Annotated in this window: 17 protein-coding genes; 8 read left to right on the forward strand and 9 right to left on the reverse strand. The window is 72.8% G+C overall.

Annotated elements, in window-relative coordinates:
• The first annotated feature begins 175 nt into the window (after window positions 1-175).
• The 3 genes from mgtE to C6N40_RS02010 all read left to right on the forward strand — a co-directional run bounded on the left by mgtE (window position 176) and on the right by C6N40_RS02010 (window position 3,597).
• Window positions 176-1,537, forward strand: coding sequence for a magnesium transporter (gene mgtE, locus C6N40_RS02000; RefSeq protein ID WP_106989325.1), 1,362 nt, complete (start codon window positions 176-178; stop codon window positions 1,535-1,537).
• A gap of 4 nt (window positions 1,538-1,541) precedes the next feature.
• On the forward strand, window positions 1,542-1,967 hold the full coding sequence (locus C6N40_RS02005) for an NUDIX hydrolase (RefSeq protein ID WP_106989326.1): 426 nt from the start codon (window positions 1,542-1,544) through the stop codon (window positions 1,965-1,967).
• Window positions 1,968-2,049: 82 nt separating this feature from the next.
• Complete coding sequence (locus C6N40_RS02010; protein ID WP_106989327.1) at window positions 2,050-3,597, forward strand: leucyl aminopeptidase; 1,548 nt, start codon at window positions 2,050-2,052, stop codon at window positions 3,595-3,597.
• Between the two features lie 9 nt (window positions 3,598-3,606).
• Here C6N40_RS02010 and tsaB read toward each other — a convergent pair whose 3' ends face one another.
• The 4 genes from tsaB to mrcB are packed head-to-tail and all read right to left on the reverse strand — an operon-like array spanning window position 3,607 to window position 9,190.
• Entirely contained in the window at window positions 3,607-4,296 is a 690-nt protein-coding gene (gene tsaB / locus C6N40_RS02015; protein WP_106989328.1) for a tRNA (adenosine(37)-N6)-threonylcarbamoyltransferase complex dimerization subunit type 1 TsaB, read from the reverse strand.
• Complete coding sequence (yoaA, locus tag C6N40_RS02020) at window positions 4,293-6,326, reverse strand: DNA repair helicase YoaA (RefSeq protein ID WP_240183416.1); 2,034 nt, start codon at window positions 6,324-6,326, stop codon at window positions 4,293-4,295. Before yoaA ends, tsaB begins: the two co-directional genes overlap by 4 nt.
• Entirely contained in the window at window positions 6,327-6,845 is a 519-nt protein-coding gene (locus tag C6N40_RS02025) for a hypothetical protein (protein ID WP_106989329.1), read from the reverse strand.
• Window positions 6,846-6,847: 2 nt separating this feature from the next.
• Window positions 6,848-9,190: a penicillin-binding protein 1B gene (gene mrcB / locus C6N40_RS02030; RefSeq protein ID WP_425477634.1), complete on the reverse strand. Its 2,343-nt coding sequence runs from the start codon at window positions 9,188-9,190 to the stop codon at window positions 6,848-6,850.
• 79 nt (window positions 9,191-9,269) lie between these two features.
• Here mrcB and C6N40_RS02035 point away from each other — a divergent pair, with 79 nt between their 5' ends.
• On the forward strand, window positions 9,270-11,420 hold the full coding sequence (locus C6N40_RS02035; RefSeq protein WP_106989330.1) for a glycosyltransferase: 2,151 nt from the start codon (window positions 9,270-9,272) through the stop codon (window positions 11,418-11,420).
• On the opposite strand, the gene C6N40_RS02040 is transcribed toward C6N40_RS02035, so the two are convergent.
• On the reverse strand, window positions 11,421-13,010 hold the full coding sequence (locus C6N40_RS02040) for a hypothetical protein (protein WP_106989331.1): 1,590 nt from the start codon (window positions 13,008-13,010) through the stop codon (window positions 11,421-11,423).
• A gap of 45 nt (window positions 13,011-13,055) precedes the next feature.
• Window positions 13,056-15,176: a RelA/SpoT family protein gene (locus C6N40_RS02045; RefSeq protein WP_425477640.1), complete on the reverse strand. Its 2,121-nt coding sequence runs from the start codon at window positions 15,174-15,176 to the stop codon at window positions 13,056-13,058.
• A 102-nt stretch (window positions 15,177-15,278) separates the two neighbouring features.
• On the opposite strand from C6N40_RS02045, the gene C6N40_RS02050 reads away from it, so the two are divergent.
• A complete protein-coding gene (locus tag C6N40_RS02050) occupies window positions 15,279-15,764 on the forward strand; it encodes a hypothetical protein (RefSeq protein ID WP_240183417.1) in 486 nt (161 codons plus the stop codon).
• Here C6N40_RS02050 and hrpA read toward each other — a convergent pair.
• Complete coding sequence (gene hrpA / locus C6N40_RS02055) at window positions 15,757-19,764, reverse strand: ATP-dependent RNA helicase HrpA (RefSeq protein WP_106989334.1); 4,008 nt, start codon at window positions 19,762-19,764, stop codon at window positions 15,757-15,759. The two genes, C6N40_RS02050 and hrpA, sit on opposite strands and share 8 nt — an antisense overlap.
• Before the next feature lie 88 nt (window positions 19,765-19,852).
• Here hrpA and C6N40_RS02060 point away from each other — a divergent pair, with 88 nt between their 5' ends.
• On the forward strand, window positions 19,853-20,371 hold the full coding sequence (locus C6N40_RS02060) for a Dps family protein (protein WP_205208520.1): 519 nt from the start codon (window positions 19,853-19,855) through the stop codon (window positions 20,369-20,371).
• Between the two features lie 3 nt (window positions 20,372-20,374).
• On the opposite strand, the gene C6N40_RS02065 is transcribed toward C6N40_RS02060, so the two are convergent.
• Window positions 20,375-21,022, reverse strand: a complete 648-nt coding sequence (locus tag C6N40_RS02065) for a YiiX/YebB-like N1pC/P60 family cysteine hydrolase (protein WP_106989336.1) — start codon at window positions 21,020-21,022, stop codon at window positions 20,375-20,377.
• A 4-nt stretch (window positions 21,023-21,026) separates the two neighbouring features.
• Window positions 21,027-21,419: a DUF4878 domain-containing protein gene (locus tag C6N40_RS02070; RefSeq protein ID WP_106989337.1), complete on the reverse strand. Its 393-nt coding sequence runs from the start codon at window positions 21,417-21,419 to the stop codon at window positions 21,027-21,029.
• 110 nt (window positions 21,420-21,529) lie between these two features.
• Here C6N40_RS02070 and recQ point away from each other — a divergent pair, with 110 nt between their 5' ends.
• A complete protein-coding gene (recQ, locus tag C6N40_RS02075; RefSeq protein WP_106989338.1) occupies window positions 21,530-23,365 on the forward strand; it encodes a DNA helicase RecQ in 1,836 nt (611 codons plus the stop codon).
• A 122-nt stretch (window positions 23,366-23,487) separates the two neighbouring features.
• Window positions 23,488-24,495, forward strand: coding sequence for a lipid A deacylase LpxR family protein (locus C6N40_RS02080; RefSeq protein WP_106989339.1), 1,008 nt, complete (start codon window positions 23,488-23,490; stop codon window positions 24,493-24,495).
• The last annotated feature ends 54 nt before the right edge of the window (window positions 24,496-24,549 follow it).

The following is a 24,549-nucleotide window of genomic DNA, read 5'->3' on the forward strand; positions in this document are numbered from 1 at the left end:
GGCCGTAAGCTGGTCAGGGATGACGCTTGCGCGCGGCCGGGCGGCGAGTCGTACGCGTGCGCGGCGGCGCCACTCAGCCACGCAGCCGGCCTGAAGGGCCCGAGAAAGGCAGCCGGGCCTCCCAAAAGCCGGGGCGGGGAACGCATAATGAGCGGGCCTTTCCCGGAGCCTGCCGATGGCCGACGCCGTCCACCACGACAAGACCGCCCGGCAGCTGCGGCTGCTGTCGGACGCGCTCGACTCCGGCCGGCTCGGCCCGGTGCGGCGGCTGGTGAACACGCTCTCGCCGGCCGAGATCGGCAACCTGCTCGAATCGCTGCCGCCGGCCAAGCGCAACATCGTCTGGGGCCTGGTCGATCCCGAGGACGACGGCGAGGTGCTGGTGCACGTCGGCGACGACGTGCGCGAGAGCCTGCTCGCCGAGATGGACCACGACGAGATCATCGCCGCGGTCGAGGACCTCGACATCGACGACCTCGCCGAACTGGCCGAGGACCTGCCCGACACCGTCATCGACGAAGTGCTCAAGTCGATGGACCGGGAGAACCGCGAGCGGCTCGAGAAAGTACTGTCCTACGACGAGGACAGCGCCGGCCGCCTGATGAACCCGGACGTGATCACGGTGCGCACCGACGTCACCGTCGACGTCGTGCTGCGCTACCTGCGCCTGCGCGGCGAGATCCCCGAGCACACCGACCACCTGTTCGTCGTCAGCCGCCGGCACCAGTACCTCGGGCGCGTCTCGATCGCCGCCCTGCTCACCCACGACGCCAGCACCCCGATCAACGAACTGTTCGACGACGAACAGCCGGCCATCCCGGTCGACACCCCGTCGAGCGTCGTCGCCAGCATGTTCTCCGACCACGACTGGATCTCCGCGCCGGTGGTGGACGAGAACAACATCCTGCTCGGCCGCATCACCATCGACGACGTCGTCGACATCATCCGCGAGCAGGCTGAGCACCAGGCGCTCAGCGCCGCCGGCCTGGACGAGGACGAGGACATGTTCAGCCCCGTCGCGCGCGCTGCGCGCCGGCGCGTGCTGTGGCTGGGCATCAACCTGTGCACGGCCTTCCTGGCGGCCAGCGTGGTGGGCCGCTTCGAGGACACCATCGAGAAGATCGTGGCGCTGGCGGTGCTCATGCCGATCGTCGCCGGCATGGGTGGCAACGCCGGCACCCAGGTGCTGGCGCTGATGGTGCGCGGCCTGGCCCTGGGTCAGGTGAGTCGCACCAATGCCAACCTGCTGCTGTGGAAGGAGGCGCGGGTGGCCATGCTCAATGGCCTGGCCCTGGGCGGCGTGCTGGCCGGCGCGGTCTGGCTGTGGTTCGGCGACTGGCAGCTTTCGGCGGTGATCTTCGCCGCGCTGTGCGCCAACCTGCTGTTCGCCTCGATCGCCGGCGTGATGGTGCCGCTGACGCTCAAGCGCCTGGGCTTCGACCCGGCCCTGGCCAGCGCCATCTTCCTCACCACCGTCACCGACGTCATGGGCTTCTTCTGCTTCCTCGGCCTGGCCACGCTGGTGCTGCTGCCCTGAGCCGATGGCGCTGATCCGCACCGTCGCCGCGGTCATCCGCGATGCCCGCGGCTTCGTGCTGCTGGTGCGCAAGCGCGGCAGCACGATCTTCATCCAGCCCGGCGGCAAGCGCGAACCGGGCGAGGACTCGCTGGCGACGCTGGCGCGCGAACTCGGGGAGGAGATCGGCGTGGCCCTGCGGCCCGGCGCCGTGCGCCTGGGCGAGTTCGAGGACGTGGCGGTCAACGAGCCCGGCCGGCGCGTGCGCGCCGAGGTCTTCCTGGCCGGGGTCGACGGCACGCCGGCGCCCCGCGCGGAAATCGTGGAACTGGCCTGGGTCGATCCGGCCGCGCCGGGAGGCCTGGACATCGCCCCGCTCTCGCGCGGGCAGATCCTGCCGGTGGTGGCGGCGCTGCCGGCGGCGACGAACGACGGGCGCATCGGCGACTGAAGCCCGCTCTTCACGCCGTGTCGGCAGCCTGGCGGGCCACCTGGACTATGCTCGCGGGCTGACCGAAGCCGAGGATGTCCCGATGCTGCAACGCCTGACCCTTCCCCTGCTGGCCCTGCTGGCCCTGCTGGCCGCGTTCGCGGCGCCGGCCGCGCTGGCCCAGCGCAGCCTGTCGCTGGCGCCCTACGCGCTGCCGGAGGGCGGCGCCGTCGCCGTGGCCGTGCGCAAGGGCCTGCCCGAGGAGGGCAGCTTCGCCGAACTCGATGCCCGCGCCGGGGGAGCACTGCGTCGCGCCGCCACCGCGGCCGGCTTCACCGGCGATCGCGGCGTGGTGCTGAACCTGCCCGGCGCCGGGCCGTTCGAACAGGTCGTGCTGGTGGGCCTGGGCGAGGAGGCGGCCAGCCCGCGCCTGCTCGAGGACGTGGGTGGCCTGGTCGGCCAGGCCGGCGCGCTCAGCGCCGCGCCGCGCATCGAGCTGCTCTGGCCCGAAGGCGGCGCCGAGCACCTGCTGCTGGGCGCCGACCTGGGCCAGTACGCCTTTCGCCAGTACCGCAATGCCGACCCGGCCGCGCCGGTGCTCGGCCGCGGCGAGCTGGTGGTGCTCACGCGCGATCCGGGCGCGGCGCGCCGCGCCTGGCAGTCGCGCTGGCTGCCGCTGGCCGAGGCCGTGCGCTTCAGCCGCGACCTGGTCACCGAGCCGGCCAGCGTGGTCTACCCCGAAAGCTTCGTCGAGCGCACCCGCCAGGCCTTCGCCGGCGTGCCCAAGGTGCGCATCGAGGTGATCGACGAGAAGCAGATGCGCGAGATGGGCATGAACTCGCTGCTGGCCGTCGGCCAGGGCAGCAAGCGCCCGCCGCGCCTGCTGGTGGTGGCCTACGAGGGCGGGCCGCGCGGCGAGGCGCCGATGGTGTTCGCCGGCAAGGGCATCACCTTCGACACCGGCGGCATTTCGCTCAAGCCGGGCGAGGACATGTGGCGCATGAAGTACGACATGACCGGCGCCTCGGCGGTGACCGGCGCGGTGTTGTCGCTGGCCCGCCGCCAGGCACCGGTGAACGTCGTTGCCGTCGCCGCGCTGGCCGAGAACATGCCCGACGGCGGCGCTTCGCGCCCGGGCGACGTGGTGCGCACGCTCTCGGGCAAGACCTTCGAGATCATGAGCACCGATGCCGAGGGCCGGATGGTGCTGGTGGACGCGATCCACTACGCCAACGAGCGCTTCAAGCCGCGCCTGATCGTCGACGTCGCCACGCTCACCGGTTCGGTGGTGACGGCGCTGGGCGACGAGTACGCGGGCCTGTTCACCCGCGACGACGCGCTGGCCCGGCGCATGATCGCAGTGGGCGCCGAGTCGGGCGAGGAGCTGTGGCGGCTGCCGCTGCACCCGAACTACCTGCGCGACCTGGCCTCGCCGATCGCCGACCTGCGCAACGGCGGCGGCCGCCGCGCCGGCGCCGGCGTGGGCGCGGCCTTCATCGGCGCCTGGGTGCCGGAGGACGTGGCTTGGGCGCACCTGGACATCGCCGGCATGGCCTGGCGCGACGACCAGCCGCTGCCGACGGTGCCGCTGGGCGCCTCGGCCTTCGGCGTGCGCCTGCTCGACCGCCTCGCGGAAACGCCCGCAGAGTGAGCCGCGGCCTCAGGCCGGGCGGGGCTTGCCCTGCTCGGCCAGGGTGAGCGCGACCTTGTCGCGCAGGTAGGCCGGTTCGATCGCGTCGGGCGCCACCGCCTCGCCGCGTTCGAAGGCGCGCTGCGCCAGGCGCGCGAGGTCGTCGGAGCGCGGCAGCGCGCCGGCATCGAAGCCGGCCAGCAAACCGCCCAGGCGCGCCACGAGCGCGCCGTCTTCCGCAGCGAAGCCCGTGCCCACGCCCTGCACCGCCACCGGCGGCAGCGGCGCCTCGGCCGGCGGGCACAGCACTTCGTCGGCGGCGGCAGTCACCAGGCCGTCGGCATCGCGCACGAAGCGGCCGAGGTAGACCTCGCCCATGCGCGCATCGATGGCCGCGAGGATGTCCGCGCCCTGCCCCTGCATCGCCAGCACCGCCAACGTGGACACCGGCAGCACCGGCCGGTCGAGCGCCAGCGCCAGTCCCTGCACCAGGGCGATGCCCAGGCGCACGCCGGTGAAGGCGCCCGGGCCGCGGCCGACGGCGATGGCGTCGAGCTGCGACTTGAGCAGGCCGGCGCCGGCCAGCAGCTGCTCGGCCCAGGGCAGCACGAGTTGGGTATGCCGGCGCGGCGCGAGTTCGTGGCGCAGGGTGATCTCGCCGTCGTCGAGCAGCGCCACCGAGCAGGCCTCGGTGCTGGTTTCGATGGCCAACAGCTTCACGGCCAGTCCTCGTTTTGCGGTGGGGTGTCGTCGCCCGGCGATTGTGCGCCAAAGAAGCGCCGCACGTCCTCGACATCGCGGGTGCGCGGGAACGGCGGCAGGCTGGCGAGGAAGCTGCGGCCGTAGGGTTTGGAGACCAGGCGTGGGTCGCACAGCACCAGGACGCCGCGGTCGGCGTCGCTGCGGATCAGCCGGCCCACGCCCTGCTTGAGCGCGATCACCGCCTGCGGCAGCTGCTCGTCGCGGAAAGGATTGCCGCCGCGGCGGCGCACCGCCTCTAGCCGCGCCTCGAGCACCGGATCGTCGGGCGCGGCGAAGGGCAACCGGTCGATGACGACCACGCTCAGGGCCTCGCCGGCCACGTCCACGCCCTCCCAGAAGCTGGCCGCGCCCAGCAGCACGCCGTTGCCCGAAGCGCGGAAACGCTCGAGCAGGGTATTGCGCGGCGCGGTGCCCTGCACGAACAGCGGCCAGGGCGCATCGGCCAGGGCCTCGGCGGCCTGGCGCAGCGCGCGGTGCGAGGTGAACAGCAGGAAGGCGCGGCCACCCGAGGCCTCGAGCACCGGCCAGGCCGCGTCGAGCACGGCATCGACGTACTCGCGGCTGTTGGGTTCGGGCATGCCCGGCGGCAGGTAGCACAGGGCCTGGTTCGCCCAGTCGAAGGGGCTGGGCTGGAGCAGTTCGCGCGGCTCGTCGAGCCCGAGCCGGCGCGAGAGGTGCGCGAAGTGGCCGTCCACCGCCATCGTCGCCGAGGTGAAGATCCAGGCCGCGCGGCTGTGCTCGCGATAGCGGCGCAGCGGCCCGGAAACGTCGAGCGGCGTGCGCTGCAGGGTGAAGCCGCGCTGCGTCAGCTCGTACCACGCCACGTCCGATTCGGGGACAGGTGCATTTTCCGCCACGTCATCGTCGTCCGCCGACGCTGCGCCGGCGGAAAATGCACCTGTCCCCAATCCCACCAATCCCAGCCAGGCGTCGAGGCGACGGCGCAGTTCGACGGCGCGGTCGCCGCAGGCGGCGAAGCCGGGCGACGCGTCGGAGAGCGGCCCGAGCACGCGCTGCAGGTCGGCCAGGGTGTTCGCGAGGTGCTGCAGCGCGGGAAGCGCCTTTTCCTGCGCCAGCAGGCGCGCGCGCGGGCCGCGCTGGGGCAGGCCCTCGAAGGCGAGGCGCGCATCCCGCATCGCCTGCTCGAGCGCCCGCGCCGGGCCCATCACGCTCGCCAGCGAGGCGGTGACGTTCTTGCACTCGGCCAGCGCATCACGCGCCAGGTCGAGCAGCTGGCGGGCACCCAGGCCTTCGCCGAAGAACTGCGAGGCGAGTTCGGGCAGCTGGTGCGCTTCGTCGAGCACGAAGGCCGCCGCGCCCGGCAGGATCTCGCCGAAGCCCTCCTGCTTGATCGCCAAGTCGGCCAGCAGCAGGTGGTGGTTGACCACGACCAGGTCGGCGGCCTGCGCCTGCTGCCGCGCCCTGGCCACGAAACACTCGTCCCAGAACGGGCATTCGCTGCCCAGGCAGTTGTCGGTGGTCGAGGTGACCTGCGGCCACAGCGGCGAATCCTCGGCGATGTCGGCCAGTTCGGAGAGGTCGCCGCGCATCGTGCGCCCGGCCCAGGCGACGACGCGCTGGAACTGCGCCACGACCTCGCGCGACTGGAACTTCTCGCCCTTGGCCTGCTCGAGCCGGTACAGGCACAGGTAGTTCGCGCGCCCCTTGAGCAGCGCCGTCTTCAGGCCCGCGCCCAGCGCCTGGCGGACGCGCGGCAGGTCGCGGTGGTAGAGCTGGTCCTGCAGCGCGCGGGTGCCGGTGGAGATGATCACGCGCTGGCCCGATAGCAGCGCCGGCACCAGGTAGGCGTAGGTCTTGCCGGTGCCGGTGCCGGCCTCGGCCACCAGCGTGGCGCGATCGTCCATCGCCTGGGCCACGTCCATCGCCAGGTGCAGCTGGGCCTCGCGCGGCGCGTAGCCCTCCAGCCCCGTCGCCAGCGGGCCGTCGGCGGCCAGCGCGGCCCGGGTGCGTTCGGCCAGGTCGCCCACTTACATGCGGACCGGCGGCGCCACCGTGCAGGAATCACCCTGACGGAAGGCAACCTCCGCGGCCGTCACGGCACCGCGCTGCGTGCGTGCGTGGCCGATGGTGGCCCAGTTGCGGCGGCACAGGCCGCCGAGCTTCGGGCCCCGCTCGAAGGATTCGATCGCCAGCGCCTCGGCGCGTTCCCAGGCGCGGCGCTGCAGCGCCAGCTCGGCCTGCCACTGCAGCAGGCCCGGGTCGCCCGGCACGATGGCCAGGGCCAGGTCGAGCACTTCGCTGGCCGACTTGAACTTGCGCGCGGCCTCCAGCGCTTCGGCCTCGTGGCGAAGGTCCTCGACCTGGGGATCGCGCAGCGGCTGCACTTCCAGCTCGACGCCCTGGGCACCCGCGGCGCGCACCTTCGCGACCAGCGCGTCGGTATCGGCCTTCGCGCGCGCCGCCGGCCGCGCCTGCGGCGCGGGATGCGTGGCGCAGGCGGCCAGGAGCGCGGTGAGTGCCAGCACGAGGGTGGTTCGGAGCTTCACGATCAGTCTTCCCGTTGTTCGCGCCGTTCGCGGCGGTCGTCGTCGCCGAAACGGAACCAGTCCAGCCAGCGGTTGCGCCGGCAGCTTACGTGTTCGGGCGGCAGGTAGCCGGCGACGAAGGCGTAACGCCTCGCGCCCTCGCAGTCCTGCTCGGTGGTGGCGTAGACCTCGGCGTCCACCCAGCCCCATTCCAGGCCCTGCATGCCCACGTCCAGCGGCGCGCTCGGCAGCTTGGCGAACAGCGACGACCACACCCGCATCGCGCCGGTGGAGCCATACAGGCCGGTGGGCTCGTTGCGGTCGTTGCCCACCCACACCACGGCCAGGTGGTCGCCGGTGTAGCCGGCGTACCAGCTGTCGCGGCTGTCGTTGCTGGTGCCGGTCTTGCCGGCCGGGCGCAGGTGGCCCAGGCCGTCGGCGAGCAGCTGGCGGGCGGTGCCGCGCTGCACGGTGTCCTGCAGGGCCAGCGTCACCAGCCGGGCGGCGATGGCGTCGCCTTCCTGCGCCGGCGGCGCGGCATGGTCGTAGCGGTTGAGCGCCTTGCCCTTCTCGTCGAGCACGCCGCGCACCGCGCGCAGGGGCTGGATCTGGCCGCCGGAGGCGAGGAACTGGTAGACCTGCGCCATCGCGAACGGGCTCAGGTCCACCGAGCCCAGGATGAGCGAGGGATTGGGCTGGGCGCGCAGGCCGGCCAGCACCTTGAGCAGTTCGGCCAGGCGCGCCGGGCCGACCTCCATGCCCACGCGCACCGTCGCCTGGTTGTAGGACAAGGCCAGCGCATCGGCCAGGCTGACCGTGCCGTGGCTGCGGCCGTCGGAATTCTCCGGACTCCAACGCTTGCCGTTGGGCAGCACGATGTCCACCGGCGCGTCCTCGACCGGCGTGGCCAGCGACCAGCGGTCCGGTTGCGCCAGCGCCAGCAGGTAGACCATCGGTTTGAGCAGCGAGCCCACCGGGCGCTGCGCCTCGAGCGCGCGGTTGAAGCCGGGCTGGTCGGCGTCGCGGTTGCCGACCATGGCCAGCACCTCGCCACCGTCGGTGTCGGTGAGCACCAGGCCGGCCTGCAGCGCCGGCCCGTCCTTGCGCTGCACCTTGTCGAGCGTGCCGGACACGGCGCGTTCGCCAAGCACCTGGCCCGAAGGCGAGAGCGTGGTGAGCACCACCAGGCCGGCGCCGCGCAGCGCATCGGCCGGGTAGTCGCGCGCGAGTTGGCGGCGCACCAGGTCCATGAAGGCCGGGTAGCGGTTGGAAGCCACGCCGGGGCGGGCGCTGACCCCCAGGCCCGAGGCCATCGCCTGCTTTGCTTCCTCGGCGCTGATCAGGCCGGTGTCGCGCCACATCGCCAGCACCAGGTCGCGGCGCTTCTTCGCGGCTTCCGGGCGCCGGCGCGGGTCGTAGAGCGAGGGGCCCTGGATCATGCCCACCAGCAGGGCCATGTCCTGGGTGCGCAGGGTCGAGAGGTCGCGCCCGAACCAGAATTCCGAAGCCGCGGCGATGCCGTGGATGGACTGGTTGCCGTGCTGGCCCAGGTAGACCTCGTTGAAATAGGCCTCGAGGATGCGCTGCTTGTCGTAGCGTGCCTCGATGATGATCGAATACGCGGCTTCCTTGGCCTTGCGGCTCCAGGCCACCTCGCGGCTAAGGAACAGGTTGCGCACCAGCTGCTGGGTCAGCGTGCTGGCGCCCTGCTCGATCTCGCCCTCGCGCGCGTTCACCCAGGCCGCGCGCAGGATGCCCCAGGGGTCGATGCCGTGGTGGTGCTTGAAGTTGCGGTCCTCGACCGCCTGCAGCCCGGTGACCAGCAGCGAGGGCACGTCCTCGAGCTGCACCAGGCGTCGCTCTTCGCTGACGTCGCCATAGAGCGTGGCGATGCGCGCCGGGTCGATGCGCGCCGACTCGAGCCGCTTGCCCGCCTTGCGGTCGCTGACCGAGGCCAGCTTGCCGCCCGAGAGCACCAGCTCCAGGCGCATCGCCGGCACCGGGCCGTCGAGATCCGTGAAGGCGCGGGTGCCGATGCGGAAAGTGTTGCCCTCGCGCGACCAGGTGCCGGGCAGGTCGCCGCCGTCTTCGCGGTAGCCGGCGACGCCGAGCTCGATCAGCAGGGTGTCGGCATCCAGGCGCATGCCCGGCTGCAGCAGCATCGGCCGCGCGTACACGCGCGTGGGCACCTGCCAAACGAGTGCGTCGAACTCGGCCTGCACGCGCTTGTCGAGCACGTAGAAAACCGGCACGCCGACGCCGACGGCCAGGCCCAACATGAGCAGCAGGCCCCGGAACAGCCAGGTGCGCCAGCGCGGGCGGGCGGGTTGGGAGCCGGATTTTTTCTGGGGAGCGCTGCGGGGCACGGACGTGGATAATCCCGGGGTGCGGCGAGTCTAGCAGGCCGCCGTCCCCCCGCCCCAACCCGAGACTGAACACCACCGCATGGATGCCTCGCCCCCCAAGCCCGCGGCCCGCGCAACGGCATCGCCGCTGCGCCTGTGGCTCGAGGCGCTGGCCTGGCGACGGCGGCGCCTGCTTTCGCTGTGCCGGCGCGGCTGGGCCAGCCTGCGCGTGCGTGGCCTGCGCGGCACGCTGGCGCGCCTGCGGCCGTCGCCGCCACCGCAGCCCTTCGTCGCGGCCGCGCCACGCGCGCCGGCGGCGCCCGGCGAACTGCGCCTGCCCTGCCCCGACGCGCCCCGCGCCTCGATCATCGTGCCGGTCCATGGCCAGCCGGCGCTGACGCTGGCCTGCCTGCAGTCCCTCGCCGACAGCGGCGACCAGGCGGGCTTCGAAGTCATCGTCGTCGACGACGCCTCGCCCGCCGGCACCACCGAGTTCCTGGCCACCATCGACGGCCTGCGCCTGCGACGCAACGAAAGCAACCTCGGCTTCATCGGCAGCATCAACGCCGGCGCCGCGATGGCGCGCGGCGAGTACCTGGTGCTGCTCAACAACGACACCACGGTCGTGCCCGGCTGGCTGGACGCGCTGCTGGCCACCTTCGACGCGTATCCCGACACCGGCGCGGCCGGCAGCAAGCTGGTGTATCCGGACGGCCGGCTGCAGGAAGCCGGCGGCATCATCTTCCGCGACGGCCTGTGCTGGAACCACGGCCGCTTCGAACACCCCGACGACCCGCGCTTCAACTTCGTGCGCGAAGTGGACTACTGCTCGGGCGCGGCGCTGGCGATCCCGCGCGCGCTGTTCGCGCGCCTGGGCGGCCTGGACGCGCATTTCGCGCCGGCCTATTACGAAGACGCCGACCTGGGCATGCGCGTTCGCCGCGAAGGCCTGCGCGTGCGCTACCAGCCGGCCTCGGTGGTCGTGCACCACGAAGGCGCCAGCGCCGGCACCGACCCCACCGCCGGCATGAAGGCGCACCAGGCCATCAACCGTGGCCGCTTCGTCGGGCGCTGGCGCGAGGTGCTTGAGCAGGCGCACCTGCCGCCGACCGCGGGCGCCGACGCGGCCAGCGAACGCGGCCGTCGCCATCGCGTACTGGTGCTCGACGCCTGCACGCCGATGCCCGACCGCGACTCGGGCTCGGTGCGGATGCTGGCGCTGCTGCGCCTGCTGCGCGAGGAAGGCTGCCACGTCGCCTTCTTCAACGAATCCGGCAGCCACGACGGCGACTACACGCGGGCGCTGCAGCAGCTGGGCGTCGAAACCTGGCACCAGCCGTGGCTGGGCGGCCTGCCGCGCTGGCTGGCGCGCCACGGTGCCGGCTTCGACCTGGTGGTCGCCGCCCGCCACACCGTGCTCGGGCCGGTGCTGGAGCTGCTGCGCCTGCACGCGCCGCGCGCGGCCCTGGTGTTCGACACCGTCGACCTGCACTTCCTGCGCGAACAGCGCGCCGCCGAACTGGCCGGCGACCGCGCCGGCCTGCGCGCGGCGGAACGCACCCGCCGCATCGAGCTGGATCTAATTGCACGCAGCGACCGCACCTGGGTCGTCAGCGAAGCCGAGCGCCAGCTGCTGGCGACGCTCGCGCCCGGCGCGCGGGTCGGGGTGGTGTCGAACATCCACGAACCCGTGGCCGGCGGCCCGGGCTTCGAGGCCCGTTCGGGCCTGCTGTTCGTCGGCGGCTTCCGGCATCCGCCGAACGTGGACGCGGTGCGCTGGCTGGCCGCCGAAATCCTGCCGCGCGTGCGCGCCCGCGAACCCGGCATCACCCTGCACGTGGTCGGCGCCGAGGCGCCTGCCGACATCGCGGCGCTCGATGGCCACGACGGCATCCGCGTGCACGGCCACGTGCCCGACCTGGCACCGCTGCTGCGCCAGTGCCGGCTGTCGGTGGCGCCGCTGCGCTACGGCGCCGGCGTCAAGGGCAAGGTGAACCAGGCGCTGGCGCATGGGCTGCCGGTGGTGGCCACGCACTGCGCGGTGGAAGGCATGCACCTGCGCGAAGGCGAGGAGGCCCTGGTGGCCGACGACGCGGCGGCCTTCGCCGACGCCGTGCTGCGCGCGCACGCCGACGCGGCGCTGTGGCAAAGGCTCTCGGAGGGCGGGCTGGCCAACACCCGCCGGCATTTCTCGCCCGAGGCGGTGCGGCCGGTGCTGCGCGCCCTGCTCGACGGCCTGCCGGCGCGCTGATCAGCCGCCGGCGCGGCGCAGGCGCTCGGCGAAGGCGTCCAGGCGCGGGTTGGACGGGTCGACACCGCGCGCGGCGTCCAGTGCGCGCCGCGCCAGCGCCAGTTCGCTGGCGCCCAGGCGCTCCTCGGCGAAAGCCAGCCAGCGGTCGGCCAGTCGCCGGCGATCGTCGTCCAGGCTGCCGCCGCCACGCTCGCGCACGGCCATCGCATCCAGGCAGGCCTGGGCCGCGCCGAGGCGGTTGCCGGCCAGTTCGTCCTCGAAACAGGCGCGGGCGCGGCGATCGTATTCGCCCTGGGCCTCGCGCAGGTCGGCGTGGCCCGGGGCGATGGCGGCGGCGCGGCGCAGGTGGTCCCAGGCGCTGGCGCCGGGCGGGTCGATCAGGTCGCCGGCGCGCATGGCGGCGCGGGCCTGGTCCAGGGCGGCGGCCAGTGCACGGGGATCGTCCGGGGTTTCCGGGATGGCGTCGCGCGCGGCATGGGCGCGCTCGAGCCGGACTTGCGCCGCCGTGACCGCCGGCAGCGCCGGCGCCCACTCCCGGGCCTGGGCGAGCGAGGCTTCGGCGGCCTCGAAGTCGAAATCGGCCGCCTCGCGGCCGGCGCGCGCGGCCAGCGCGGCCGCGGCATCGTCCAGGCCCTGGCGCGCCTCGATGTCGTCGCCCGACGCCGCCAGCAGCGCCAGGAAACCCCTGGCGGCCGCCTCGGGGCGGCCGGCGCGCAGGTCGGTCAGCGCCGCCTGCAGGGCGCGCTCGCGGGCCTGTTCGGTTTCCGCGCGGGCCTCGCCCAGCCGCGCCTGCAGGCCGGGCAGGCCGAGGTGGCTGGGATCGGCGTCGACCACGCGCGCGACCAGCGCCGTTGCGGTGGCGGCGTCGCCGTCGTCGAGCGCGGCATCGGCCTGGCTGAGCAGGCCGGCCAGGATGCTGCGCCGACCCTCGAGCGCGATGGCGTTGTCGGGCTGCAGGCGCAGCACCTCGAGGTAGAGCGCGAGCGCGCCGTCGGGCACCTGCTCGATGCGGCCCTCGGCCTGGGCCGTGCGCGCGCGCTGCAGGCGGTCGGCGATGTCGGCCTCGGCCGATTCGCGCCCGGCCAGGGCCGCCTCGATCGGGCCGATGTCCGTCAGCGGCGCGGCCATGGCCCGCGCCAGCGCCAGGTGTTCGTGGGCGGCGGCGAGGTCACCGTCGGCGAGCGCGGCGCGCGCCTGCACCAGGGCCGCCTCGCGCACGGCCACCAGGCCGCTGCGCGCGGCCGGGTGGTCGGGGTCGCGGGCCAGCACGGCCTGGAAACGCTCGCGCGCGCCCTGGCCATCGGCGCGGCTGAGCTCGCCGCGGGCCAGGGCCAGCTGGGCCGCCTCGATTTCCTGGTTGAGCTCGGAGTCGGGGATCAGGGTTTCGCTGATGCGCTCGCGCCACAGGGCCAGCACCGCCACCACCAGCAGCAGCGCGGCGCCGGCCAGCCACCAGGGCCAGCGGGCACGGCGCGGCGGCGCGGGCCGTGGCGGCGGCGCCACGGGTTCGCGGCGCCGGTCCAGGTCAAGCTGGTCGAGCGCGCCGATCTCCGGCGTGCCGCTCCAGCCCGGCTCACGCTTGTTGCTCATGCCCGCTCCTCGTCCATCGCCCCAGAATAAACAACAAAGCTGAACTCAGCCGAGGCGGTGGGCTTCCTGCACGCCCGGGATCGCGTTGAGGCGGCCGAGCAGGTCGCTGAGCTGGCCGAAGTCCGACACCCGCACCGCCAGCCGCAGCTCGGCCAGCGCGCGGTCGCTGTCGACCTTCGACTGAAGGCCCAGGATGTTCACGCCCTGCTGGGCGATGGCGTTGGTGAGGTCCTTGAGCAGCCACTTGCGATCGAAGGCGCGCACCAGGATGTCGACCTCGTAACTGCCCGAGGGCCCGCCGCCCCACTCCACCGGCAGCATGCGGTCGGGCTGGCGCAGCAGCAGGCGCTGCAGGGCCGGGCAGTTGGCGCGGTGGATGCTGACGCCGCGGCCGCGGGTGAGGTAGCCGACGATCGTGTCGCCCGGCACCGGCTGGCAGCAGCGCGCGACCTGGCTGAGCAGGTTGCCCACGCCCTCGACCACGAACGGCGCCTTGCCCGGCCGCACCGGACGACGCGGCGCGAAGTCGGGCTCGGCCTCGGCCGCCGGCGCCTTCGCCGCCTGCGCATGGTCGTGCAGGGCGCGGCTGACCTGGCTGGGGCCCAGGTCGCCCAGGGCCAGCGCCAGGTGCAGGTCGTCGACCGACTCGAGCCGGAACTTCGCCAGCACCGGCGCCAGGTCGGCCTGCATCATCGCCACGCGGCGCAGTTCCTTCTCCAGCAGCTCCTTGCCGGCCTGCAGGTTGCGGGCGCGGTCGATCTTGTGGAACCAGGCGCGCACCTTGTCGCGGGCGCGGCCGGTGGCCAGGAAACCGTTGGCGGCCAGCAGCCAGTCGCGGCGCGGCTCGGCGGTCCTGGCGGTGAGGATCTCGACCTGGTCGCCGGTGCCCGGCCGGTGGTCGAGCGGCACGATGCGGCCGTTGACCTTGGCGCCGCGGCAGCGGTGCCCTACTTCCGTGTGCACGGCGTAGGCGAAGTCGAGCACGGTGGCGCCGCGCGGCAGGTCGACCACCTCGCCGCGCGGCGTGAGCGCGTACACGCGGTCCTCGACCAGTTCGGTGGAAAAGCCCTCGAGCAGCGAATCCTCGCGCTCGTCGCGGGCCTCGAGCAGCTGGCGCATCCAGGCCACCTTGCGCTCGAAGCTGGCGTCGGCGCCGCCGCCCTCCTTGTAGCGCCAGTGCGCGGCCACGCCGAGCTCGGCGTGTTCGTGCATCTCGCGGGTGCGGATCTGCACTTCCAGCGTGCGCCCGCCGGGGCCCACCAGCGCGGTGTGCAGCGAGCGGTAGTCGTTGCCCTTGGGGTGGGCGATGTAGTCGTCGAACTCGCTTGGGATCGACGGCCAGAGCTGGTGCACCACGCCCAGCACCGTGTAGCAGGTGGGGATGTCGTCGACCAGCACGCGCACGGCGCGGATGTCGTAGAGCTCGCTGAAGGGCACGCCCTTGCGCTGCATCTTCTTCCAGATGCTGTAGATGTGCTTGGGCCGGCCGGCGATGTCGGCGTCGCGGATGCCGGCCTCGGCCAGGGCGCCGCGGATGCGCTTGATGGCGTCGTCGATGAAGCGCTCGCGGTCGGCGCGCTTCTCGTCGAGCAGGCGGGCGATGCGCTGGTAGGTGTCGGGCTCGAGCCAGCGGAAGGCCAGGTCCTCGAGCTCCCACTTGAGCTGCCAGATGCCCAGGCGGTTGGCCAGCGGCGCGTGGATGTCGCGGGCCAGCTCGGCCAGCGCGCGACGCTCGCCCGCCGGCAGCGCGCCCGCGTCGCGCAGGCGCACCAGTTGCACCGCCAGCAGCACCAGCACCGCGCGCAGGTCGCGCACCAGGGCCAGCAGCAGGCGGCGCAGGCCCTCGGCGCCACCCTGGCGCTGGCGGTGGTGGTGCAGGTCGTCGACCTGGCCGGCCGCGGCCAGGCCTTGGAGCAGGCGGGCCACCCGCGGGGCCGATTCCAGGCCGTCCGCGGGCAGGGCCTCGCGCAGCGCCGGCCACAGGTGCAGGGCGGCAGCGGCCCGCACCTCGGCGTCGGCGCGCAGCGGGCGCAGGGTTTCGAGCACCGCGACGGCCAGGCGCTCGCCGGGGTCGGACGGCAGGCGCGCGGCCAGCGCCGCGATGGCGGCAAGCCAGGGGGCCCCCGCCTCCGGGCCGGCATCGGGCCCGGACAGGATCGGGGCCAGTCGCGCGGAATGGGGGTTGGCGGTGTTCAAGTGGCGTCTGCGTTGGCCGGGGAGTTAGACTGCCCCGCGTTGGCTGGCAGTTCAACCAGTACGGAAACCACCATGCGCCGAATGCACTTGCTCTCCTTCGCCCTGGCCGCCCTCGTGGCGGGGGCCGCGTCCGCCCAGCAGTTCTCGTCGCTCGAAGAGCGCATGACCGAGGAGCAGTTCAAGGCCGCCGGCCTGGACAAGCTCAGCCCGGAGGAACTGGCGCGGCTCAACGCGTTCATCGCCAGGGAAACCGAGCAGGTCGCCTCGTCGCTGCCTGCGGCCACGCCGGCGGAAGTCGACAACCGCGGCTTCTCCGGCCGCAGCGGCCCGCAGGGCGAGATCATCAGCTCGATCTCCGGCCAGTTCAGCGGCTGGAAGGGCGCCGGAGACCGCTTCACGCTCGACAACGGCCAGGTCTGGCAGGTCACCGACTCCGCCACCCGCCTGTCGGTCAACCTGGTCAACCCGGAAGTCGTGATCGAGCCGGGTGCGTTCAATTCCTGGTCCCTGCGCGTGGTCGGCTACAACACCCGCGCCAAGGTCAAGCGCATCAAGTAAGCGACTGCAGCTGCCGCGCCAGCCGCTTGGCCGAAACCTGGCGGCGGGTGCCCAGCTCCTGCGCGAACATCGACACGCGCAGCTCCTCCAGATCCCAGCGCAGCGCCTGCCAGGCCGGTTCACCGGCCCGGCCGGCGGCGCGCGCGGCCGCCAGCGCGTCGGTGAAGGGCTTGAGCTCGAGCATGCGCGCCTGGTCGCGCACCGGGTCGCGCAGGGCGCGTTCGGCGCGCAGCTGCAGGGCCTTGAGGTAGCGCGGGTATTCGGCCAGCAGCCCGGCCGGCGTTTCGTGCAGGAACCCGGGCGGCACCAGCGCCGCCAGCTGCGACTTGAGGTCGTCGAGGTTGCCGCGGGCCCAGCCCAGCAGCGGTGATTCCAGGCGCGGCTTGATCTGCGCAACCAGCCCCAGGATCTGCTCGGCCAGCTGCAGCCGCTGCATGGCCTCCGGGAACAGCCGGCGCCCGGCGTCCTGCGCCCGGGCCTCGAAGGCCGCGGCATCGCGCACGTCGCCCAGTTCGCCTTCGGTGACCGCCGAAAGGGCCGCCTCGGCCAGGTCGGCACGCAGCTGCTCGTGCGCCGGGCCCTGGCCCGGCTGCTGCTGGAATCCTTCGATGGCCGCGTACAGCAGCGCCAGCTTGGGCGTCACCGGCAGCTGCTTGCGCGCCTGCCGCAGCTTGTCGGCCAGGGCCAGCACCAGCAGCCGGCGCACACCGCCGGCGTGTTCGCGCGCGGCCTCGGCGCGGTCGGCGAAAACGCTCAGCGCGACCGAATCGCCCTGGTCCACCAGCGCCGGAAAGGCCGGCACGCCGGCGGCGCCGGGCACCTGTTCGGGCACGGGCTGGGCGGGGAAACGGGTCAGGCCCTCGCGGGCCAGGGATTCGCCGGCGCGTTCGGCGAAGGCGGCTTCGGCGCGCTCGCCGAAGCGGGCGCGCAGGGCCGCCAGGTCGCGGCCCATGGCCAGGGCGCGGCCATCGCGCTCGGCCAGGCGCAGGTTCATGCGCAGGTGCGGCTCGAGCGCGGCCTCGTCGAAATCCAGCACCGTTACCGGCGCGCCCGTGGCCTTGGTGAGGAAGCGCGCCAGCGCGCCCGGCAGGGCGTCGGCCTCGGGGCGCGGGTGGGCCTGGACGAAGGCGCGGGCGAAGTCCGGCGCCGGCACGTAGTTGCGGCGCAGGGCCTTGGGCAGGCCGCGGATCAGCGCGGTCGCCTTCTCCTCGACCAGCCCGGGCACCAGCCAGCCCAGGCGCGATGCATCGAGCGCCATCAGCAGGTGCAGGGGCACGTCGAGCGTCACGCCATCCTCGGCGTGGCCCGGCTCGAAGCGGTAGTGCAGCGCCAGGCGCGCATCGCCGAGCGCGAAATACTTCGGGAAGCGCTCGGCCTCGCTGCCCTCGCCCGGCAGCAGTTCGGCCAGCGGCCATTCCAGCGTGCGCTTTTGTTCCGCCGGCAGCTTGCCGTACCAGCTGTCGAGGCCGGCGACGGAGTTGAGCTCGGACGGCAGGCGGTCGAGGTACCAGCGCGCCTGCCAGTCCTCGTCGGCCACCAGGCCGGCGCGGCGCAGCTTGGCCTCCTCCTCGCGCGCCTTCTCCAGCGTGGCAAGGTTGCGCTTGAGGAAGGCGGCGCGACAGTCCACCTCGCCGGGCACCAGGCCCTGGCGCACGAACAGCTCGCGCGCCTCGGCCGGGTACAGGCCGCCGTAGTGCACGGGCTTTTTCGGCGCCAGAACGAGGCCGAACAGGCTGATCTGCTCGCTGCCGATCACGCGCCCCTGGCTGCGCGACCAGTGCGGGTCGAAGTGCTTGCGCGCCAGCAGGTGCGGCAGTTCGGCGATGACCCAGTCGGGCTCGATCTTCGCCGCCATCAGGCCCCAGACCTTCTGGGTGTCGAGCAGCGTCGCCACCAGCACCCACGGCGGCGGCTGTTTGGCCAGCGCGCTGCCGGGGAAGAGCTGGAACTTGCGCTGGCGCGGGGCGTCGTACACGCCCTTTTCGGTGCGGTGGCCGACCTGGCTGGGCAGGCCGGCGATGAGCGCGCGGTGCAGGTTGCGGTAGGCGGGGTCCCGCGAAACGGGGTCAGGTGCATTTTTCCGGGAACGATCGTCGGGAAGCCTGCCCGTTCCCCCGGAAAAATGTACCTGACCCCCTTCCCAGCCCATCTCCTCGCAGGCCAGCAGCAGCTGGCGGTGCAGCTCGCGCCATTCGCGCATGCGCAGGAAGGACAGGAAGCGCTTCTCGCACCAGGTGCGCAGCTTCGACTGGGTCAGGTCCTCGTGGGCGACGCGGTAGGCCTCCCAGAGCTTGAGGATGCCGACGAACTCCGAGTTCGGATCGGCGAACTCCGCGTGGGCGTTGTCGGCCTTCTCGCGCGCGTCGGCGGGGCGCTCGCGCGGGTCCTGGATGCCCAGGAAGCTGGCCACCACCAGCACCTCGGGCAGCACGCCGTGGCCGCGCGCGGCCACGAGCATGCGCGATAGCTTGGGGTCGACCGGCAGGCGCGCCATCTCGCGCCCGGTCGGCGTGAGGCTGCGCTCGCCGTCCACCGCGCCCAGTTCGCCCAGCGTCTGCCAGCCGTCGGCGACGGCGCGCGGGTCGGGCGGGTCGATGAAGGGAAAGTCCTCCACCCGGCCCAGGCCCAGCGAGAGCATGCGCAGGATGACGCCGGCCAGCGAGGCGCGAAGGATTTCAGGATCGGTGTAGCGCGGCCTCGCCGCGAAGTCGTCCTCGGCGTAGAGGCGGTAGCACACGCCCGCGGCGATGCGTCCGCAGCGACCCTTGCGCTGGTCGGCGCTGGCCTGGCTGATCGGTTCGATGTGCAGGCGGTCGAGCTTGCCGCGCGGGCTGTAGCGCTTCACGCGCGCCAGGCCCGGATCGATGACGTAGCGGATGCGCGGCACCGTCAGCGAGGTTTCGGCGACGTTGGTGGCCAGCACGATGCGCCGGCCCGGGCCCGGGTTGAACACCTTGTCCTGGTCGCGCACCGACAGGCGCGCATACAGCGGGATCACCTCGGTGGCGCGGTACTTGCGGCGGTTGAGCGCGGCGTGCGCGTCGCGGATCTCGCGCTCGCCGGGCAGGAACACCAGGATGTCGCCCTGCGGGTCGAGCCGGGTGATCTCGTCGGCCGCCGCCACGATCGCCTCCGCCAGCGGCAGCTCGGCATCGGGGACAGGTGCATTTTCCCCCTGGCCTTTCGCCTTGCCGTTGTCACCTGCGGGAAAATGCACCTGTCCCCTTCCCGGGGTGAAGTAGCGAACCTCGACGGGGAAGCCACGGCCCTCGACGTTCACCACCGGCGCGTTGCCGAAGTGCCGGGCGAAGCGCTCGGTGTCGATGGTGGCCGAGGTGATGACGAGCTTGAGGTCGGGCCGGCGCGCGACCAGCTGCTTGAGGTAGCCAAGCAGGAAGTCGATGTTGAGGCTGCGCTCGTGCGCCTCGTCGACGATGATCGTGTCGTACTTCGACAGCCAGCGGTCGGACTGGATCTCGGCCAGCAGGATGCCGTCGGTCATGAACTTGATCGCGGTGTCCTCGCCGACGTTCTCGGTGAAGCGCACCTGGTAGCCCACCAGGCCACCCAGCGGGGTCTGCAGCTCCTCGGCCACGCGCCGGGCCACCGCGCGCGCGGCGATGCGCCGCGGCTGGGTGCAGCCGATCAGCCCGGCCGCCCCGCGGCCCGCCGCCAGGCAGAGCTTGGGCAGCTGGGTGGTCTTGCCCGAGCCGGTCTCGCCGGCCACCACCACCACCGGGTGCCTGCGGATGAGCTCGACGAGCGTGTCGGCCTCGCGCGCCACCGGCAGGCTGTCGTCGAACGAAGGCACCGGCAGCCGCCCGGCGCGCGCGGCGCGCGCGGCCATCGACGCCGCGAGCGCGGACTCGTAGGCCTCGCGCTTGCCGGCGTCGGCCGGCGCCTTGCGGGCCGCGCCGAGCAGGCGCAGCAGCCGGCCGCGGTCGCGGCTGAGCACGGCGTCGTCGGGGAAGGAGGGAATTTGGGCCGGTTTTTCGGGCATATAACGCCATTCTAACTTCCGAAGGCATTCATCCGATGGCCGCACGGGCTGGCGTAAGATGGCCGGGTACGTCAACGAGGAGTCCACCATGGCATCGAAGACCAAGAAGACCCCCGCCGCCGACCGCGGCGCGCCGCAGATCGACATCGGCCTGTCCGAGAAGGACCGCCGCAGGATCGCCGACGGCCTGAGCGCGTTCCTGGCCGACAGCTACACGCTCTACCTCAAGACCCACAACTTCCACTGGAACGTGACGGGGCCGATGTTCAACACCCTGCACAACATGTTCATGACCCAGTACACCGAGGAGTGGACCGCACTCGACGAGATCGCCGAACGCATCCGCGCCCTGGGCTTCACCGCGCCGGGCTCCTACGCCGAGTTCGTCAGGCTCTCCTCGATCAAGGAAGAGCAGTCGCCGGACGGGCTGGACTGGAAGGCCATGGTGCGCCAGCTGGTCACCGGCAACGAGGCCGTGTGCCGCACCGCCCGCAAGGTGATCAAGGTGGCCGACGCGGCCGGCGACGACCCGAGCGCGGATCTCGCCACCCAGCGGCTGCAGGTGCACGAGAAGAACGCCTGGATGCTGCGCTCGCTGCTCGAGTGAGGCTCAGTGCGGGTCGAGCCGGTGTTCGAACACCGGTTCCACCCGTGCGCTCAGCCGCAGGTCGTCCACGCTGATGATCTCGCGGCTGCCGAAACGGCTGCGCGGCCGGGCGATGTCTTCGCCGGTGGCCGCCAGCACCAGGGCCTGGACCCACTCGGTGCAGTACATCGCCGCGCCGCCATCGTCGAGCCGGAAGCTCGCGTCGAAGGGAATGTCGCGCCAGCGCGGCTCGGCCGCCAGGCGCACTGCCGCGGCCAGCTGGGCCTCGCTCAGCTGAGGGCGGACCACGGCCACGCCCCGGGCCTCGGCGAGGAAATCGCCGAGGCGGTCCGAGCGCACCCCGCCGATGCCGGTGCGGTCGTCGGCCTCGGTATGCACCACGTGCCAGCCGTCGGCCTCCCGCACCAGCACGCCGACGTGGCTGAAATAACCTTCGCCGCCGGAAACGCCGGCGAAGTAGCCGCTCCACAGGCCGTTGCCGCGGCGGAACACCAGGTCGGCGTCCCGCAGCCCGGCCTCGAACCGTGCGAGCGGCATCACCTCGAGCAGCGCCTGCGTCCCGGCCGGGGCTCCCGACGGCACGCGCGTGGCCGCCGGGCCGGCGATGGTGATCGCCAGCAGGGCGGCCGCGGCGAGCCTGGTCAGGCGCATCGGATTACTTGTCGAGGTTGAAGTCCAGCTTCCACTCGCCGTCTTCCTTGATCAGCGTGTCGGTCTCTTCCTTGCCTTCCGGGTTGGTGTAGCGGACGGTGGCGCGGTCGCCGTCGATCTTGGTCTCGAGGATCTCGATCGGCTTGGCGTTCTCGCACTCGGCCTTGATCTGGGTCTTCATCTGCTCGGCCTTCTCGGGCTCGGCCATCACCGCCGAGATCATGCCGACGGCCGGCTGCGACTTCTTGCTGACGTACTTCTGCATCACGCTCGGGTCGCCGCTGCGGCAAACCTCGGCCTGCATGTTGATGATCGTGTCGCCCGGCTGGTTGCCGCCGGAGCACGCGGCCAGCACCAGCACGGCGGCCGCGATAAGGGGGGTACGGAGCTTTTTCATGTCGGTCCTTTTTCTGGGTGGGACGGGGCGGGCTCGCAACCCCGGGTGCGAGTGTAGCTAACGTGAAGGAATCCGTCCTGCGGCCCCTGCGCAGCGGCTAAAATGCCGCCATGCACTCCCCTGCCCTCGACCTGCTGCGCCGCGTCTTCGGCCACGCCGACTTCCGCGGCGAACAGGCCGCCGTGGTCAGTCAGCTGGTCGCCGGCGGCGACTGCCTGGTGCTGATGCCCACGGGCGCCGGCAAGTCGCTGTGCTACCAGGTGCCGTCGATGCTGCGCGAGGGCACCGGCATCGTCATCTCGCCGCTGATCGCGCTCATGCAGGACCAGGTCGAGGCCCTGCGCCAGCTGGGCGTGCGCGCCGCCTGCCTGAACTCGGCCCTGTCCGGCGAGGAGGCCTCGCGGGTGGAGTCGCAGCTGCTGGCCGGCGAACTCGACCTGCTCTACGTGGCGCCCGAGCGCCTGCTCACCGATCGCTTCCTGTCCCTGCTCGACCGCAGCCGCATCGCCCTGTTCGCCATCGACGAGGCGCACTGCGTCTCGCAGTGGGGCCACGATTTCCGCCCGGAATACCGCCAGCTCGACGTGCTGCACGCGCGCTGGCCGGCGGTGCCGCGCATCGCCCTCACCGCCACCGCCGACCACCCCACCCGGCGCGAGATCGCCGAGCGCCTGGGCCTGCAGGACGCGCCCTGGTTCGTCACCTCCTTCGACCGGCCCAACATCCGCTACCGGGTGGTGCTCAAGGACGATGCGCGCCGGCAGTTGCTCGACTTCCTCGGCGACCACCGCGGCCAGGCCGGCATCGTCTACTGCCTGTCGCGGCGCAAGGTGGAGGAAACCGCCGACTACCTCGCCTCGCACGGCATCGAGGCCCTGCCCTACCACGCCGGCCTCGACGCCGGCGTGCGCGCCGCGAACCAGCGCCGCTTCATCCGCGGCGAGGGCGTGGTGATGGTGGCCACCATCGCCTTCGGCATGGGCATCGACAAGCCCGACGTGCGCTTCGTCGCGCACCTGGACCTGCCCAAGTCGGTCGAAGGCTATTACCAGGAAACCGGCCGCGCCGGCCGCGACGGCGACCCCGCCGAGGCCTGGCTCTGCTACGGCCTGGGCGACGTGGTGACGCTCGGGCAGATGATCGCCCAGTCCGGCGCGCCGGAAGAACGGCAATGGGTGGAGCGGCGCAAGCTCGACGCCCTGCTGGGCTACTGTGAATCGACCGGCTGCCGGCGCCAGCTGCTGCTGGCGGCCTTCGGCGAACAGCACGCGGGCAACTGCGGCAACTGCGACAACTGTCTGGACCCGCCGCGCACCTGGGACGGCACCGTCGCCGCGCAGAAGGCCCTGAGCTGCGTCTACCGCACCGGCCAGCGCTTCGGCGTCACCCACCTGGTGGACGTGCTGCGCGGCGCCGACACCGACCGCATCCGCCAGCTCGGCCACGACCAGCTGAGCACCTACGGCATCGGCACCGAGCTCGACGCACGGCAGTGGAAGGGCGTGTTCCGCCAGCTGGTGGCGCTGGGCCTGCTGGAGGTGGACATCGAGGGCCACGGCAGCCTGCGGCTCACCCCCGACAGCCGCGCCGTGCTGCGCGGCGAGAGGCCGGTGTCGCTGCGCGAAGAGGTCGTGCGCAGGCGCGAGCGCGTCCGCGGCCGCGGACGCGGGGCTGCGTCCGGCCCCGCCGCGGCGACGCCGGCGGTGGCGCTGTCGGCCGCCGACCAGCCGGTGTTCGAGGCCCTGCGCCAGCTGCGCACCCAGCTGGCGCGCGAACTGTCCCTGCCGCCCTACATGATCTTCCAGGACGCCACCCTGCGCGCCATCGCCGAGCAGCGCCCGGCCAGCCTGGATGAGCTCGCCCGGGTAGGCGGCGTCGGCGCGGCCAAGCTCGAGCGCTATGGCGAGCAGGTGCTGGCGGTGCTGCGCGAGGCCGAGGCGGCCTGAACGCCAACACCGGGCGCCAACACCGGGGACGGGTACATTTTCCGCGGAAGGGACAGGTGCAATTTCCTTTGGAAATTGCACCTGTCCCTTAAACTACTGGCCTTCCACGAGACCCACGCCCCATGACCCGCCACGCCCTGCTTGCCGCCACCCTACTGGCCATCGCACCCCTCGCCCAGGCCAGCTGCGGCGACGACGGCCGCGTGCTTTTGCGCTCGGACAACGATGTCTACGGCCAGGCCGGCCAGGACGAGAACTATTCGGCCGGCGCCTACGCGGCCTGGATCTCGCCCACGCTCGAAAGCGACCCGGGCTGCCTGCCGGCCGGCATCGCCTGGCTCGACCGCGCCACCGGCTGGCTGCGCTGGGGCCGCGGCGACCAGCGCAACCTGGTGCTCGATTTCCACCATGCCCTCTACACCCCGCGCGATGGCCTGCGTGCCGACATCGACCCCGACGACCGCCCCTACGCGTCCACCATGCTCCTGGGCCTGGCCCAGCAGGTGCGCGACGGCGACCAGCTGGCGGTGACGCGCCTGCAGCTGGGCATGGTCGGCCCTTCGGCCCAGGGCGAGATGGCCCAGGACGCGCTGCACCACCTGTTCGGGCGCGAGCGCTTCAAGGGCTGGGACAACCAGGTCGGCGACCTGCCGCTGGTGCAGTTCTCGCACGACCGCCTGTGGCGGCGCGCCGCCGCGAACGGCTGGTTCGGCCTGGAGTCCGACCGCATCCACTACCTCGGCGCCACGGCCGGCAACGCCCGCATCCAGGGACACGGTGGCGTGGAATGGCGGCTCGGGCGCGGGCTGCCCGATGACTTCGGCTCCAACCCGATGCACGCCGGCGCCGACGGCAGCGCACCGGGTACGCGTGCACCGGTGGCCGCATGGCAGTGGCACGTGTTCGCCAGCCTCGAGGGCCGCGGCATCGCCCGCGACATCACCCTCGACGGGCACGGCGGCAGCCACTCGGTGGATCGCCGCGACTTCGTCGCCGAAGCCGGCCTGGGCGTGGTGCTGACCCACGGCCGCTGGCGCCTGGCCTACGGCCACTACCGCCGCAGCCGCGAATTCGCCGGCCAGCCCGAGGCGCCGGTCTACGGCAGCTTCACCCTCGGCTACCGCTTCTGACAAAAAAGGGACGGGTGCAATTTCCTCTGGAAATTGCACCCGTCCCTTGTCCAA

The organism is Arenimonas caeni (genome assembly GCF_003024235.1).
Taxonomy (GTDB): Bacteria; Pseudomonadota; Gammaproteobacteria; order Xanthomonadales; family Xanthomonadaceae; genus Arenimonas; species Arenimonas caeni.